14 protein-coding genes are annotated in these 14716 nt (G+C 34.0%); 2 read left to right on the top strand and 12 right to left on the bottom strand.

Annotation, left to right across the window (positions count from 1 at the left end; genetic code table 11):
* The first annotated feature begins 50 nt into the window (after window positions 1-50).
* Window positions 51-1490, top strand: coding sequence for a sigma-54-dependent Fis family transcriptional regulator (locus BSD9I1_RS04500; RefSeq protein ID WP_186429315.1), 1440 nt, complete (start codon window positions 51-53; stop codon window positions 1488-1490).
* A gap of 198 nt (window positions 1491-1688) precedes the next feature.
* Window positions 1689-2537 carry a 3-keto-5-aminohexanoate cleavage protein gene (locus BSD9I1_RS04495; RefSeq protein WP_186429314.1) on the top strand — a complete coding sequence of 283 codons (849 nt, stop codon included), beginning with the start codon at window positions 1689-1691 and terminating at the stop codon, window positions 2535-2537.
* Window positions 2538-2727: 190 nt separating this feature from the next.
* Here BSD9I1_RS04495 and BSD9I1_RS04490 read toward each other — a convergent pair whose 3' ends face one another.
* The 12 genes from BSD9I1_RS04490 to BSD9I1_RS19085 form a co-directional block, all read right to left on the bottom strand.
* Window positions 2728-2880, bottom strand: a complete 153-nt coding sequence (locus tag BSD9I1_RS04490; protein WP_186429313.1) for a FeoB-associated Cys-rich membrane protein — start codon at window positions 2878-2880, stop codon at window positions 2728-2730.
* A 55-nt stretch (window positions 2881-2935) separates the two neighbouring features.
* Window positions 2936-4936: a ferrous iron transporter B gene (locus tag BSD9I1_RS04485; RefSeq protein WP_186429388.1), complete on the bottom strand. Its 2001-nt coding sequence runs from the start codon at window positions 4934-4936 to the stop codon at window positions 2936-2938.
* 141 nt (window positions 4937-5077) lie between these two features.
* Complete coding sequence (locus BSD9I1_RS04480) at window positions 5078-5362, bottom strand: FeoA family protein (protein ID WP_306345879.1); 285 nt, start codon at window positions 5360-5362, stop codon at window positions 5078-5080.
* A gap of 98 nt (window positions 5363-5460) precedes the next feature.
* Window positions 5461-5757, bottom strand: a complete 297-nt coding sequence (locus tag BSD9I1_RS04475; RefSeq protein WP_186429312.1) for a DUF2325 domain-containing protein — start codon at window positions 5755-5757, stop codon at window positions 5461-5463.
* A 104-nt stretch (window positions 5758-5861) separates the two neighbouring features.
* The gene (locus BSD9I1_RS04470) at window positions 5862-6506 is read right to left on the bottom strand and encodes a DUF3793 family protein (RefSeq protein WP_242966409.1); all 645 of its coding nucleotides are present in this window, start codon (window positions 6504-6506) and stop codon (window positions 5862-5864) included.
* Window positions 6507-6802: 296 nt separating this feature from the next.
* The gene (locus BSD9I1_RS04465; protein ID WP_186429311.1) at window positions 6803-7945 is read right to left on the bottom strand and encodes an acyl-CoA dehydrogenase; all 1143 of its coding nucleotides are present in this window, start codon (window positions 7943-7945) and stop codon (window positions 6803-6805) included.
* 54 nt (window positions 7946-7999) lie between these two features.
* Window positions 8000-9433: an FAD-binding oxidoreductase gene (locus BSD9I1_RS04460; RefSeq protein WP_035309989.1), complete on the bottom strand. Its 1434-nt coding sequence runs from the start codon at window positions 9431-9433 to the stop codon at window positions 8000-8002.
* Window positions 9434-9476: 43 nt separating this feature from the next.
* Window positions 9477-11033, bottom strand: a complete 1557-nt coding sequence (locus tag BSD9I1_RS04455) for an L-lactate permease (protein WP_186429310.1) — start codon at window positions 11031-11033, stop codon at window positions 9477-9479.
* Between the two features lie 158 nt (window positions 11034-11191).
* Window positions 11192-12130, bottom strand: a complete 939-nt coding sequence (locus BSD9I1_RS04450; RefSeq protein ID WP_186429309.1) for an electron transfer flavoprotein subunit alpha/FixB family protein — start codon at window positions 12128-12130, stop codon at window positions 11192-11194.
* Between the two features lie 92 nt (window positions 12131-12222).
* A complete protein-coding gene (locus tag BSD9I1_RS04445) occupies window positions 12223-13008 on the bottom strand; it encodes an electron transfer flavoprotein subunit beta/FixA family protein (RefSeq protein ID WP_186429308.1) in 786 nt (261 codons plus the stop codon).
* 111 nt (window positions 13009-13119) lie between these two features.
* Window positions 13120-14394: a nickel-dependent lactate racemase gene (gene larA / locus BSD9I1_RS04440; protein ID WP_186429307.1), complete on the bottom strand. Its 1275-nt coding sequence runs from the start codon at window positions 14392-14394 to the stop codon at window positions 13120-13122.
* Between the two features lie 98 nt (window positions 14395-14492).
* Entirely contained in the window at window positions 14493-14702 is a 210-nt protein-coding gene (locus tag BSD9I1_RS19085) for an L-lactate permease (protein WP_373419340.1), read from the bottom strand.
* Window positions 14703-14716: the final 14 nt, after the last annotated feature.

The following is a 14716-nucleotide window of genomic DNA, read 5'->3' as shown; positions in this document are numbered from 1 at the left end:
TATATTATTTATATAATTAGATTAACATTCAGAGAAAGGAGTCTTTACATATGGAATTATCTAAGTTTTATGAAACACTTCTGGATAATATGTCACAAGGTATCTACGTACTAGATGATTGTGGTAATTATATATTTGTCAATAGTTCTTACATTCGAATGTTAAACATGCCAAAGAATATTTTATTAAACTATAATGTTCACGACTTCCTGCAAACGAAACAAATTGATGTATGTGTTTCTGATATTGTATATGAGAAAAAGCATCGTATTGTTATGTTTCAGGATGTATATGACACTCAAGGCTATGGCCGAAAACAAATCCGCCAACTTGTTGTTTCTACTCCTCTTTTTAATAGTTTGGGAAAAATCGAAAACGTTTTAGCTATGGTTTATCCTCTTGAAATGCTTAATTCTCTTTATTATGAAGCTAGCCAGTTTGACATTGTTTCAACCTTTTCTTCTTTCCCTTCAGCTGAAGTCACCTGGGATAATGACTCTTTTATCGCTAAGAGTCCTTCTATATTGAATCTTCTTAAAATGATTCAAACCGTTTCTGATGTAGATTCTACCATTCTAATTTCAGGTGAATCCGGCACTGGTAAAGAAGTATTTGCTAAATATATTCATCAAACTGGAAATAGAAAGGACAAACCATTTGTAGTTGTTAACTGTGCGTCTATACCTGAAAACCTTTTGGAAGCCGAGCTATTTGGTTACGAAAAAGGTGCTTTCACTGGTGCCTCTTCTGTAGGAAAAAAGGGACTTTTTGAAGAGGCCGACGGTGGAGTACTATTTCTAGACGAGATTAATTCTCTTCCAATTAGTCTTCAAGGAAAGCTTCTTCGTGCAATTGAAACAAAAACCATCAATAGGGTTGGCTCAACACGCTTTAAACATATTGATTTTCGCTTAGTGGCTGCTACAAATGAAAGTCTTTTAGATCTAGTTGAAAAAAAACAATTTCGTCTGGATTTATATTATAGGCTCAATGTAGTTCCTATTTCTATTCCTCCACTTCGGGAAAGAAAAGAGGATATTATACTACTAGCTAATCATTTTTTAAAACATTTTTGCTACAAATATAATAGAAAAAAAATGTTTTCCCCACAGACTATGGACAATATTATACAATATAAATGGCCGGGAAACGTACGTGAACTAAAGAACTTTGTAGAACGTGCAGTGGTTGTTAGTATAGGCGATATAATTGAACTTAAAAATATAGAGTATATCTCAGGTGATCAACATCACCAGTTTCACACGGATATCCTTAATACTATGCCAATTACCAATAATTCCACCACCACAGAACCTTCCTGCGAAAAAATGCTAGATGAAGGCGTTACCTTGAAGGACTATTTAGAGCAATGTGAAAAGGCATATCTATCTCACGCGTTAAACCGTTATAAAACATCTTATAAGATAGCTGATGCCCTAGGAACCAGTCAGACCTCTATTATGAGACGAAAAACGAAATATAATCTTTGAAGCTTATTCATTTAAGTCAAAAACGGTTTGTACTGAACCAATATCGATTTACAAACCATTTTTGACTTATTTTTTTAAACATATATATACAGAAATAAACATAAAAGTTTGGCATAACTCTTGCTATTATATAAGGATAAAGGAAACATATTTTCCTTAAGATTTTTCATTATTCTTTATCTATAGGAGGTAAACAAAATGTCTGATTTAAAGAAAAAACGTGTAATTACTGTTGCTGTCACAGGTTCTTGGCCAACCCATGATGATAATCCAAATGTACCCTTCACGCCTAAAGAGATTGCTGAGGATGTCTATGAATGTTGGAAAGCTGGTGCCGCAATAGCTCATATTCATGTTCGTAATGATGATGGGTCTCCATCTACTGATTTCAATAAGTATAAAGAAACCATCGAACGTATTCGTGCTTATAAAGACTGCGATATATGTTTGAATATAACTAGCTCCGGCAGTGTGGATTTTGGAGATGAGGAACGTATCTATCCTTTACAACAACTTTTACCTGAGTTAGCTTCCTATGATGCGGGAAGTCTCAACTGGCAGCATCGTACCGTATTCATGAATCCCCCTTCTTTCCTAGAAAAGTTGGGCCATGCCCTTCAGGAAAGCAATATCAAGCCAGAAATCGAAATTTTTGATGCTGGAATGATCTATAACTCCATTTACTACGCAAAAAAGGGTGTCCTAAAGGCTCCTTGCCACTACCAAATCGTTCTAGGCTGTCCAGGTGGCATGACCAATACAGTAGAAAACTTAGTCTTCTTAAAAAATCTTATTCCTGAAGGCAGTACATGGGCAGCTTGCGGAATTGGCCACGGGCATCTACCTATTATGATGGCTACTATCGCTATGGGTGGTCATTTACGTGTTGGTATGGAGGATAATGTATATTATAAAAAAGGTGTCTTAGCAGCTAATAACGCTCAATTCGTTGCTCGTGCAAAACGCCTACTTGAAGAAGCTGACTTAGAAGCAGCAACTCCTGATGAAGCTCGTGAGATTTATGGCTTAACTAAAAAGATATTATAGTACTATAAATCTCTGCATGTGTCAGGGAGCATAACTAGATTTATACAAATTCAAATCTAGTTATGCTCCCACTTTTAAGGTTGTCCATAAAGATGTTATACAAAGATTTTAACACACTCCATCACCCCTATAATTGCGTAAAAAATCCGAGCAACCTCGGATTTTTCATTTATTGTATTTAATTGTTATCCTACTTGTGAGTGTTACAACCACAAGTACTTTTACTTGTTCCACTATGTGGACAACCAATACATTTGACTCCTTTTTTCTTTTCACTAACAATCTTTGAGATTGAAGCACATACTATTGCTAATATAACTAGAATTACAATTATATTTGCCATAATTCCCTCCTGTATTCCTTTCTTTACACGTAACAAGTATCAATTGTTACGCATCCTAAGCACTTAAAGCTAGCTTTTCTTCAGCTCTTTTATCGCCTTTTCTCACAAGATATACAACACAACTAATTAATCCGGTTACAACAATTAAGCCTGGTATGAATCCAGTACCCACTGAACCTGTTGTAATCACCGTACCAATCTGATAAGTAATAAATGCCACAACGTAACCCATACCAAATTGGAACCCAATAGCACCCCATAGCCACTTTTTACTCTCCAACTCAGAATTCATGGCGCCAATAGCAGCAAAACATGGTGGTGTGAACAAGTTAAACATTAAGTAGGCTAACGCTACTACAGAACTTAGTCCCATAACACTTGCAACACTTGCTCCATCACCTATTAGAGCAAATTCTTCACCATCAATAAAGTTTGTTATTCCGTATACAACTGCTAATGTACCAACCACATTCTCCTTAGCGATAAAGCCACTGATTGCCGCAGCTGCCAATTGCCAAGCACCAAAACCTAAAGGTATCAATAATACAGCAAATGGTGATGCGATACTTGCTAAAATGCTTGTACTTTCTGCACCTTCAGCAACAACTTGGAATTGCCAGTCGAAGGTTTGCATGATTTGTACTACTACATTAGAAAGAAGTATGATTGTACTAGCCTTAACAATATAAGCCTTACCTCTTGAAAGCATCTCTAAAGCAGCTCTTTTGATACTTGGAAATTTATATTCCGGCAATTCCATAATAAAGAATGATCTTGCATGTTTCTCACCGGTTATTCTTACTACTATTAGGGCCCCCACAATGATAATTACAATACCTGTGAAGTACATAGTCGTTCCTACCCATGCCGCATCATTAAAGAACACACCGGCAAATAATGCGATAACAGGTAGCTTAGCTCCACATGGCATAAATGTTGTTAACATTGCAGTTGTTCTTCTTTGTCTTTCATTTTTAATTGTTCTTGTTGCCATAACACCTGGAATACCGCATCCTGTACCAATAATCATAGGTATAATTGACTTCCCTGATAAACCCACTTTCTTGAAGAAACGATCCATAACAACAGCAACACGAGCCATATAACCACAATCTTCAAGTAATGCTAATAAGAAAAATAATACCATGATAAGAGGTAAGAAACCAACAACGGCTCCAACTCCACCAATAATGCCATCTAATAAAATTGAAGAAAGTACAGGTGATACACCTTCGCCAAGTGCCCCTTCTGCCCATACATAGAATAAATCAATCCAGCCAACTAAAGCATCTGCCAAAAATGGTCCTACATGGGTTTGTGATATTGAAAAAACCGCCCACATAATCACTGCAAAAATGGGAATTCCTAACCATTTATGAGCCAAAATTCTATCAGCAGCATCCTGTTTGGTTTGACTATTACTACTTATTTGCTTAGCCTCCACCTTTGAAACAATTCCTTTGACAAACTCATATCGTTTTTTATCAGAAGCTTCAACTGAGCTTCTATCCGCCATATTTGCACCTTTACCATCAAATGGTGCAGTTTGAACCTTACCATTTACCCCTACTACTTTAGATATAAGCTTTTCTAAGCCATTGTTACTTCCTGTTGTTGATACCGTTTCAACAACAGGACAGCCCAATGCTTTAGATAACCTATCCACATCTATAGTTGTTTTTTTCTTCTTATTCAAATCACTTTTATTTAAGGCAACAACAACTGGTATCCCTAATTCAAGAAGTTGAGTTGTGAAAAATAAGCTTCTACTTAAGTTAGTTGCATCAACGATATTAATAATAACATCTGGATTTTCATTTCTAACAAAACTACTTGTAATACTTTCCTCAGATGTGAACGGAGACATTGAATATGCCCCTGGAAGATCTACAGCTGTAATTCGAACATTTGTCTTATTAAGATTTTTCTTAATATCCCCTTCTTTTTTCTCAACCGTTACACCTGCCCAGTTACCTACATGTTCAATTCTTCCTGTTATCGCATTAAATAGTGTTGTTTTTCCACTATTAGGATTTCCCGTTAGTGCTACTTTCATGTTTCCCTCCATATTCATGTATATTTACCTCCTCATTTTATATTTGTTAGCCTCAGCTAACTTTTTGCGAGCAAAAAACTCCTACAATAAATTTAATCATATGTAAAGTTAACCAAGGTTAACTTTCGGCCAAATAAAAAGCTATATAATAATAGCTTCAGCCAAATCTTTATCAATACTATATCTTGCATCCTTTACTGTAATAACATAATTGTCTGCAAGTATAGATATAAGAGTTATTGATTCTCCTTCATAACAGCCTAATGTAAATAAGAAGTCTTTAATTTCTTCATCATTAGTATCAATATCTTTTATAGTATATTCTGTATTAATCCTTCCCTGTGCTAGATTCATCACTGGACCACCCAATCCTTCTGTTTTGTTTAAAGTTCTAGGCATAGATTTGCTACCTATAATACTCTCCATACATACACCTCCAAAGTTTGTATTACCTATCAATATTTATATTGTTTTTATGTAGATATGCTCCATTCTATATGCATTTCCATCTGCTTCCCCTGCTGTCAACTCAATGATATCTCCTTAATGCTATTTTTGATATTACTTTCCATATGAATCCATGAACGTTTTGAAAATGTTATTTTTATTCCATATTTCTTAGACTCTTTTTTTATAATATTCATCATTGCATGGTCTACAAAATCAATCAAAACCAATACTAAGTCTGTCTTACAGCTTATTTTTAATCTTCTATCTCCATATTTTCTTCCACTTATATGTTGTATATCTGAAAATCCATTTTCAGATAACTTATGCGTAATGCTGCCTAATTTGTCTCCTCCTATAACCAAAATACTCATACAATCCCTGTCTCCTCTTTAATTAATATATAACTTATTATGAAATATAACTTACATATCAGCCGATATTGATTGTCATTATCAATAAATATGTAAAGCTATATTTATACATTTAGTTTAATCGTAATACTAATATTATCTAATACTTTCCTTGGCTTAATTCCATTTATAATCATTTTAATAATATTGTATTTTATTTCATCATATCTTGTAAAAATCTTCTTTGCTATCTCTATATCATGATAAACTTTCCAATACCCTATCATTTTACACTTTTTATTTGGACAATCAGTAAAAACAATTACATCATCTACAGGGTATCCTAAAAAAATTCCTATTTCATGTGGACATATATGTTCAAATCGCTTGCTTAAAATAACTAAACATTCCTTCAAGCTCATTTCTTTGCTATATCCAAATCTATTTAAAAACTTAATATTTCTTTTTTCTCTTATAGCACTTTCTAATTTCTTTTCATTGTAAAATAGCACAACAATGTGGTCCTCACTTTTTTTCAATTCAAAAAACTTAATATTTAGCATATCTTTTATTTGTTCCTTATTTTTCTGCCAAAGGTTATATATATTACGATTATCATTACTGAAAGTAATCAATGATGATACTTTTTCTCCTGCTAGGGTTGGAGCAGCACTAAAAAGTATTTTTGATAACAAGTACTCTATATTGCTGTATTTATTTACAATGTTTATATAACTATTTAATTCATTCTTACTTATAATCTTTTCCATGTTAATTTCTCCTTGTAAAAATCTTTATTCTATTTGTGTTATTTGATAACGATTATCATTTTCATTCATATTTTATATTATAGTCCTTTTTTTTAAATTTACAAGTGTTTTTATCCATTTTTTTTATAAATCAAGAAATTTAATAAGATTATTCAAAAAAGAAAGATTCATGGCAACATAGTATGCATATATTGCCATGAACCTTTTATTTTACTTATAGACATATTTTCATAATCTTATATTTTTAAGTGATACTAGGCATCTTTGCGGAAGATTTGAAGCACTCCTCCTTTTAATTATTTAACGCCCATCCATCCTGAAATAACCATCATTTGAACTTCTGATGTTCCTTCATAAATTTCTGTTATTTTTGCATCACGCATCATTCTTTCAATTGGATAATCACTTGAGAATCCATATCCACCAAATAATTGTAAACAACGTCTTGTTACATCGCTGGCGTTTCTAGAAGCAACTAATTTTGCCATAGCAGCTAAATGTGTATAATTTTCATGATCATCCTTTGCACATGCAGCTTGATATACTAAAAGTTTTGCAGCTTCTGTATTAGCACGCATTTGAGCAAGTTCAAATTGTGTATTTTGGAATTTTCCAATAGAACGTCCAAATTGAACACGTTCATTAACATATTTTATAGTTTCTTCTATTGCGCCTTCTGCAATACCAAGAGCTTGCGCAGCAATACCAATACGGCCTCCATCAAGAGTTGCCATAGCAATCTTAAATCCTTTTCCTTCTTCTCCTAAAAGATTTTCCTTTGGAACTCTGCAGTTATCAAAGAATAATTCACATGTTGAAGATCCTCTGATTCCCATCTTTATTTCGTGACTTCCAACAGAAAAACCTGGATAGTCTTTTTCAACGATAAATGCTGAAATGCCCTTTGTTCCCTTACTCTTATCTGTCATAGCCAAAATAATATATGTGTCTGCATATCCTGCATTAGTAATAAAGATCTTGCTGCCATTTAATACATAGTGGTCTCCTTCTAGTACTGCTGTTGTCTTTTGCATAGAAGCATCAGTTCCAGCAGAAGGTTCTGTTAATCCAAATGCACCTAATTTTTCACCAGAAGCAAGTGGCTTTAAATATTTCTCCTTTTGCTCTTCTGTACCATATGTGTAAATTGGTGTTGCACAAAGACTTGTATGTGCTGAAACAATAACCCCAGTTGTTGCACAACATTTAGATAATTCTTCCACACATTGTATATAACTTAATGTATCCATTCCAGCTCCGCCGTATTCTTCAGGAAATGGAATTCCAAGCAAGCCCATCTCAGCCATTTTGGGTATAGTTTCTCCTGGAAAACGCATGTTTTCATCAATTTCCTTTGCAAGTGGTTTTACCTCATTTTCAGCAAATTCGCGATACATTTCTTGTAATTGTTCATGATTTTCATCTAGTTTAAAATTCATATTAATTTCCTACCTTTCTTTTTATATGTGTATATAAATTTCAATTGTATTTTATTAATTGTTAGCATCCAATGGACAGCATACTTTACCTGGATTCATAATACAGTTCGGGTCAAACACTTTTTTAATACCTTTCATTAATTCCATATTTACTTCTCCAATACTATCTGCCAAATAGCTCATCTTTCCACTGCCAATTCCATGTTCACCTGAAACAAGGCCACCATATTTTGTTGCCTCTTCGTAAATAATCTTGAAGAATTTATGAACTCTTGACTTAAACTCCTCTTCTTCTAAATCATTACTGCATTGATATATGTGAAGGTTTCCATCTCCTGCATGTCCAAAACTCTTAATAGTAAGTCCACATTCGTCACCAGTTTTATTTACAAATTCAACATAAGAAGCAATTTTATTTACTGGAACTACAACATCACATTCATCTAATAATTTTGTTTCTGCCATAATTGCTTCTAAGAAGCTAGAACGAGCTGCCCATGCATCTTTTATCTTTGCAGGTGTATCAGCCACAAGAACATCTATTGCTCCTGCTTCCAATACTATTTCACTAGCTTGCTCAATAAGGTTATTTAATTCGTCTTCGTTGTCTGCATCTAAAGTAACAAGTAAATAAGCATTTGCAGTTACTCCATCAATTACTTGTGGAAATACACTCTTTCCAACATATCTTTCGCTAGAAAGAACAATCTCTCTTTCCATAAATTCAATTGCTTGTGGATTCATTTGTTCCATTTTAAATTTAGGAACAGTAGAAACACAATCATGTAAATTTTCAAAAGGAATAATTAAACTAGCAACTACCTTTGGTGCTGGCATAACCTTCAAAGTAAGTTCTGTAATAATTCCAAGAGTACCTTCAGAACCAATCATTAAATTTAAAAGGCTATAACCTGAACTTGTTTTTGATACTGTAGCTCCAAACTTAGTAATTTCTCCTGTTGGGAGAACAACTGTCATTGCACGTACATAATCACGTGTTGCCCCATATTTAACAGCCCTCATTCCTCCAGCATTTGTTGAAACATTTCCACCGAGGCATGCAAACTTTTCACCTGGATCTGGAGCGTATAATAATCCTTGTTTTAAACAATCCTCTGCAAGATCGTTCAACAAAACACCAGATTGAACATGAACTACAAAATTTTCTAAATCATAAGAGATTATTTTATTCATCTTTGTAAGATCAATTAAAACTCCTCCGAGTAGTGGAACTGCTCCTCCTGCAAGTCCTGTTCCTGCCCCTCTTGGAGTTACTGGTATCTTATTTTCATTACATATTTTTACTACTGCAGCAACTTCCTCTGTAGAGTTGGCCATTAATACAACTTGTGGAGCCATTTTTCCGTAAATAGGCATTTCATCATGAGAATAATCTTCATTGATATCATCACCTGTTAAAATATGTCCTGGAGCTGCCTCCTGTAATTTTGAGATTATTTCTTCTGTCAACTCGTTATACTTAACCATAATAATCATTCCTTTCCAATTTTATTCTTACCCTATAATATTCTTATAAAAATAATGTTCCTAAAAAACATATGATGCCACCAACAACTACGTAAAATATATAGTATTTAAACATACTTCCGAGTATTTTACTTTCTGAACCTGACTTATTAATTGCACTTGCACCAATTGCAATACTTTGAGGACAAATCATCTTTCCAATACCCCCTCCAAGAGCATTGGCTGATGCCATCCATGCCGCAGGAAGTCCAAGATTTTTTGCTGTTTCTACTTGTAAGCCTCCAAATAAAACACTTGTTGATGTACCTGAGCCTGTAACAAATCCTCCAATGGATCCAATTAATGGGGAAATCAATGGATATGCTCCTCCAGTAGCTACAACTAGAAAACTTGCCATATCTGAAATCATTCCGCTATAGCCCATTATCTTTGCTACTGACATAACCGCACAAATTGTAACTATTGTTTTCCAGTTTCCCTTTAATGTATCCCTCAATACTTCTAACATGGTTGATATTTTTGCACCTTGAACAAAGCCTCCAATAATTGCAGCAACAAAAATAATAACACCTGGTGTATTGATCCAACTAAAGCTTAATTTATTTCCACCCTGTCCAGCATATACAACCATAACAGTTTTGTATTTTGCAATAAAATGATTAATTGGTGGACATAGAGTTGATGTAGCAAGTAGCATTATGAATATTAGAATAAATGAGCACCATGCCTGTAACCCCTTGCCAAGTGATAAAGCTGTTTCTTCCTTTTTACCCTTAACTTCAATTGCCGCAGCACAACACTCTGCTTCAACTTGAGTATTTTTATTAAGGACTTTTGCTGCAATAACTGTACATACCATACAACAAATAGAACCTACTATATTTGGAAGTTCTGCTCCAACTACTGTTGCTGTAATGTACCAAGGTAGTACAAATGATATTGCAGAAATTAATGTAATAAGAAATGCTCCCTTTAATGCCTTTATTCCACCACCTACAATGTATACCATAATAAATGGGCTGATAAAACAGAGAATTGCTTGAATTATTGCTGTATTTGCTGCTAATGTACCGGATTCAATTCCGGTTATTGCTGAAAGCGTTACCAAAGGTATTCCTACTGATCCAAATGCAGTTGGTGTACTATTAGCAACCAAACATGCTAGAACTGCTGAAATTGGATTTAATCCAATACCAGCAAGCATAGATGCTGGAATAGCAACGGCTGTACCAAACCCAGCCATTCCTTCCATGAAATTTCCAAATCCCCATCCAATAATTAATACTAAAACCCTTTTGTCAGTAGAGACTCCAGCCAACATTTGTTTTATAGATTCCATTGCACCTGTACGTAAAGTCAAATTATACGCAAACAAAGCTGCAACAATAACTAAACAAATTGGCCACAAGGCGTTTAGTGTTCCCTCCAATATAGCTGATGCAGCATAAACTGCATTGAATTTCCAAAAGCCAACAGCTAAAACTACTGTAATGGCAAGTGTAATAAGACAAGCTTTATAACCTGGCATTTTCAATTTACTTAATGCAACTATCAGCCAAACAATTGGTATTATGGCTATTAAAAAATTTAAAAACAACATTTTTTTATCCCCTCATTCAATTTTTATATAGTAATGCCTTTTTATTAATTGACTCTAGCACCATATTCTGTCTATATAATTTTTGGGTTGTCACTTAAATGTCACTTTTTACATATGTTGTTTTCAGTGCTCTTTTGTCCTATGCCGCTTCTATTGATTTATTTTTCTTTTACTTTCTTCATTTCTTCAATCATAACCGGAAGAACTTCATTTACATTTCCAACAATAGCTACATCAGCTATTTCAAAAATTGGAGCCTCTTCATCTTTATTAATTGCTATAATATAATTAGAGCCTGTCATTCCAGATGTATGTTGTGTTGCTCCAGAAATACCACATGCAATATAAAGTTTTGGTGCTACAATCTTTCCTGATTGTCCAACTTGGTGTGCACGAGAAACCCATCCTTCTTCAATTACTGGTCTTGTTGCACCTACTACACCATCAAGTATAGATGCTAATTCTTTAACAAGTTTGAAATTTTCTGTATTTCCCATTCCACGTCCACCAGAAACAATAACTTGTGCTTCCTCTAAATTAACAGATTCAGAAATTTCTTTTACTGTGTCTATAATTTTCGCCTTAATGCTACTCTCTGGAATTTCTATTTTTTTCTCTGTAACACCTGCATTTGAACTAGCTTCTGGCTTTGAAAAGCTTCCATTTCTAACTGTCACTACAGCTGTACCTTCTACTTCAATATGTTCTAAAACTGTACCACCATAAGCTGGTCTAGTATATATAACCTTATCATCAGTTTTATTCATTCCTATTACGTCACTTACACATCCTAAGGACATACGTCCTGCAATACGTGGTGCAATATCTTTAGATAGTGCTGTATTTGCAAGTAAAACAATATTTGGATTTTCTTCCTTAACAACTTGTGATAATACTTCTGTTAAACTATCATAGTCTGTAGCATTATCTGCAAAAATAACTGGAATCCCTAAATCAGCTACTGTATCTGCTGCAGTTCTATTACCTACTACAAGAGCTACTCCTTCTGAATCTAATGCTTGTACTGCACTAATCAATTCAAGACTTCCGCCTAATACTTTTTCTCCATCTGTTTCAATATACAATAACGTTTTCATAATTTCGTTTCCCTCCTTTAATAATGAAACTCCTCTTCCTCTTATCAGAGGAGTAAGCGATTCGCACCAAATCGAAGATTTAGGCTCTCTGCTTAAATTGCCTTATCTTTTTTCATTTGCTCCATAGCAGCACTTACTGCCAAAGTAACATCTTTCTCTTGAATCTTGATACCAGCCTCTTTTTTAGGAGGTGCAGCATATTCAATTAAGCGTACTTTTCCTTGTTTTACCTCTCCAATTTCTGATGCTGAATAAGTTGGAATTACTGCCTTACGGCTTGCCATCTTAGTTTTAATAGTAGGATAACGCGGATCATAATCTGGTTTACTTACTGTTACTACAGCAGGAGATTGTATAGAAACTACATTATATCCTTCATCAGTTTCTTGATGAACTTCCACGCCATTATCTTTTAAATTAACTTCAATTGCACTGCTGACAAAGCCTGTTCCCAATTTCTCAGCAAGCATTGGCCCTACCTGACCGGTAATTTCATCTGTAGATTCCTTTCCACAAAGAATTAAATCAAACTCTTTATCTTTATCTTTTTCAATTTTATGAATAGCATCCGCTAGAACTTCAGCTGTTCCAAGGGCATCTAAGTCTTTATATAAATCATCTTTTACAAAGAATGCTTCTTTAGCTCCTACAGAAAGACAATTTTTTAATGTATTTAGAGAATCCTCTGCTCCAACAGTTAATACACTAACATTTCCTCCATGAGCTTCCATAAAACGAACTGCTAACTCTAATGCATAGGTATCAAATGCATTTGCTACCAAACTAACTCCATTTAAATTTGGTTTTTCTGTCTTATTATCCAAATGGATTTCAACAGAATCATCTGGAACTTGCTTTACACATATCAGAATATTCATATTTTACCTCTCCTTTACATTCTTGATTATTAAAATTTTTGATATTACTATTTAAATTAATAATTCTTATGCAATAAATTTTTAAAAATTATTGTCTACTGTTAACTATAATTATCTAACTATAACCGATACTCCATCAGGAATTACCACTACTTTAGCATTCCTTCCTTTAATTTCATAAGCTTTCTTAAGTGCTTCTTCAAATGTAAATGCATGCTGCATGTGCATACTTTTTATCATTTCTGGGTCACACATATCAGTAACCATTATTACTGTATATTTATCTAACATTCTAGCAAGTATTTGGAATTCCCACTGATCTGGAACAGTTTCGTTTCTTGGAACCTTTGCTACTCTATCTAAAAGTTCTCTTGGAGATTTAGCCTGTGCTAAATTATCATAAAAGGATTGTCCACCATGTCCATCATTGCAAGCTGAAACCATTATGATAACTCCGCCTTCCTTACAAGTTGCCTCTGCTGCTGTCATTCCTTTAACTGACTGATAAATATTTTGGTCAAGTGGATATCCACCATTTGTTGAAATTGCTATATCTGCTGGAATTTTATCAACCTTTGAAAGTTCTGTTACAAATTCACAGCCTTTTTCATGAGCTTTTTCCCTATGCCCTGCAAATGCTTTTAGTACTTTTTTTTCACTATCTATAACAACATTTAATATAAAAGCAAGATTTGCTTTTTCAGATGCATAAAGCATATCTTTGTGTATAGGATTACCTTCAAGTATTCCAGTTCTTGCATTAGAACTTCCTATGAACTCGCTGCAGTGATTGGCCATAACTGTTGTTGCTGATGCAATACCTGGAAGTATACTCTTTCTTCCCCCAGAGAAGCCAGCAAAGAAGTGAGCTTCTATAAATCCTTCTGCAATTAATAATTCTGTTTCGCAAGCTAGCTTGTTTATTATAAGTTCTCCACCTGATGGGAGAATTCCAAGCTTAACCATAGCACTATCATCAAAAGCATCGTGAACTATGATATTTTCATTTTTAACTATTTCTTCTCCAAACTTGTTTACAAGCTCTTCATGAGTAGTTGCTCTGTGAAATCCTGTGGCAATAAGTATAGTTATATCTATATCAGGATTTGCTTTTCTTATTCTTCTAAGTAATATTGGCATTGTAACTTTGCTTGGCACTGGTCTAGTATGATCACTGCTTATAATAATCATATTCTTTTTATCTTTAACTAAATCTTCTAATCTTTCACTCCCTATAGGGTTGTCTAAAGCTATTTCGACAAGCTCTTCTTGAGTTTCTTTTGTTTTATAATTTTCTGCTTTTGACTCTAATATTCCAAGTAAATTTTTATCTTCTATTTCAATTTCAAGCATTTGTTTATGATATGGTATTTTAATTTTCCCCATTTAAATTTCCTCCATAACATATAATTTTTTAAGAAATCCGTCGAATCCCCAAGCTAGAATAAGAACCAATATTCTTTTATCTTTGGTAATACCAATCGTCATATTTTAATTACATCCATACTCTTTGTGTGTAGGGATAAATTATAGATAAATACTGTTGCCATTATAACAAGAATTATATGCCTTAATGTATTTGGTACACACTCAAGACTTGACTTAAAAGCATCTAAAACTGACATTTTCCACACAATAACCACCAATAAAAACGTTATCACAAAGGTAATTGGCGTTGTCTTATGTTCAGGTATGTTTAATACCTATA

The sequence above is a fragment of the Clostridium sp. BSD9I1 genome (genome assembly GCF_900185645.1).
Lineage (GTDB): Bacteria > Bacillota > Clostridia > Clostridiales > Clostridiaceae > Clostridium_AK.
Note: the sequence above shows the minus strand (reverse complement) of the source record. Positions and strands in the feature narration are given on the sequence as shown.

Coding starts and splice junctions, on each gene's coding strand:
- BSD9I1_RS04470 (WP_242966409.1), bottom strand. CDS start 6,506: ATGGAAAAGATTATAAGTAAGAATGAATTAAATAGTTATATAAACATT.
- BSD9I1_RS04495 (WP_186429314.1), top strand. CDS start 1,689: ATGTCTGATTTAAAGAAAAAACGTGTAATTACTGTTGCTGTCACAGGT.
- BSD9I1_RS04460 (WP_035309989.1), bottom strand. CDS start 9,433: ATGGTTAAGTATAACGAGTTGACAGAAGAAATAATCTCAAAATTACAG.
- BSD9I1_RS04450 (WP_186429309.1), bottom strand. CDS start 12,130: ATGAAAACGTTATTGTATATTGAAACAGATGGAGAAAAAGTATTAGGC.
- larA (WP_186429307.1), bottom strand. CDS start 14,394: ATGGGGAAAATTAAAATACCATATCATAAACAAATGCTTGAAATTGAA.
- BSD9I1_RS04490 (WP_186429313.1), bottom strand. CDS start 2,880: ATGGCAAATATAATTGTAATTCTAGTTATATTAGCAATAGTATGTGCT.
- BSD9I1_RS04465 (WP_186429311.1), bottom strand. CDS start 7,945: ATGAATTTTAAACTAGATGAAAATCATGAACAATTACAAGAAATGTAT.
- BSD9I1_RS04475 (WP_186429312.1), bottom strand. CDS start 5,757: ATGAGTATTTTGGTTATAGGAGGAGACAAATTAGGCAGCATTACGCAT.
- BSD9I1_RS04500 (WP_186429315.1), top strand. CDS start 51: ATGGAATTATCTAAGTTTTATGAAACACTTCTGGATAATATGTCACAA.
- BSD9I1_RS04445 (WP_186429308.1), bottom strand. CDS start 13,008: ATGAATATTCTGATATGTGTAAAGCAAGTTCCAGATGATTCTGTTGAA.
- BSD9I1_RS04480 (WP_306345879.1), bottom strand. CDS start 5,362: ATGGAGAGTATTATAGGTAGCAAATCTATGCCTAGAACTTTAAACAAA.
- BSD9I1_RS04485 (WP_186429388.1), bottom strand. CDS start 4,936: ATGAAAGTAGCACTAACGGGAAATCCTAATAGTGGAAAAACAACACTA.
- BSD9I1_RS04455 (WP_186429310.1), bottom strand. CDS start 11,033: ATGTTGTTTTTAAATTTTTTAATAGCCATAATACCAATTGTTTGGCTG.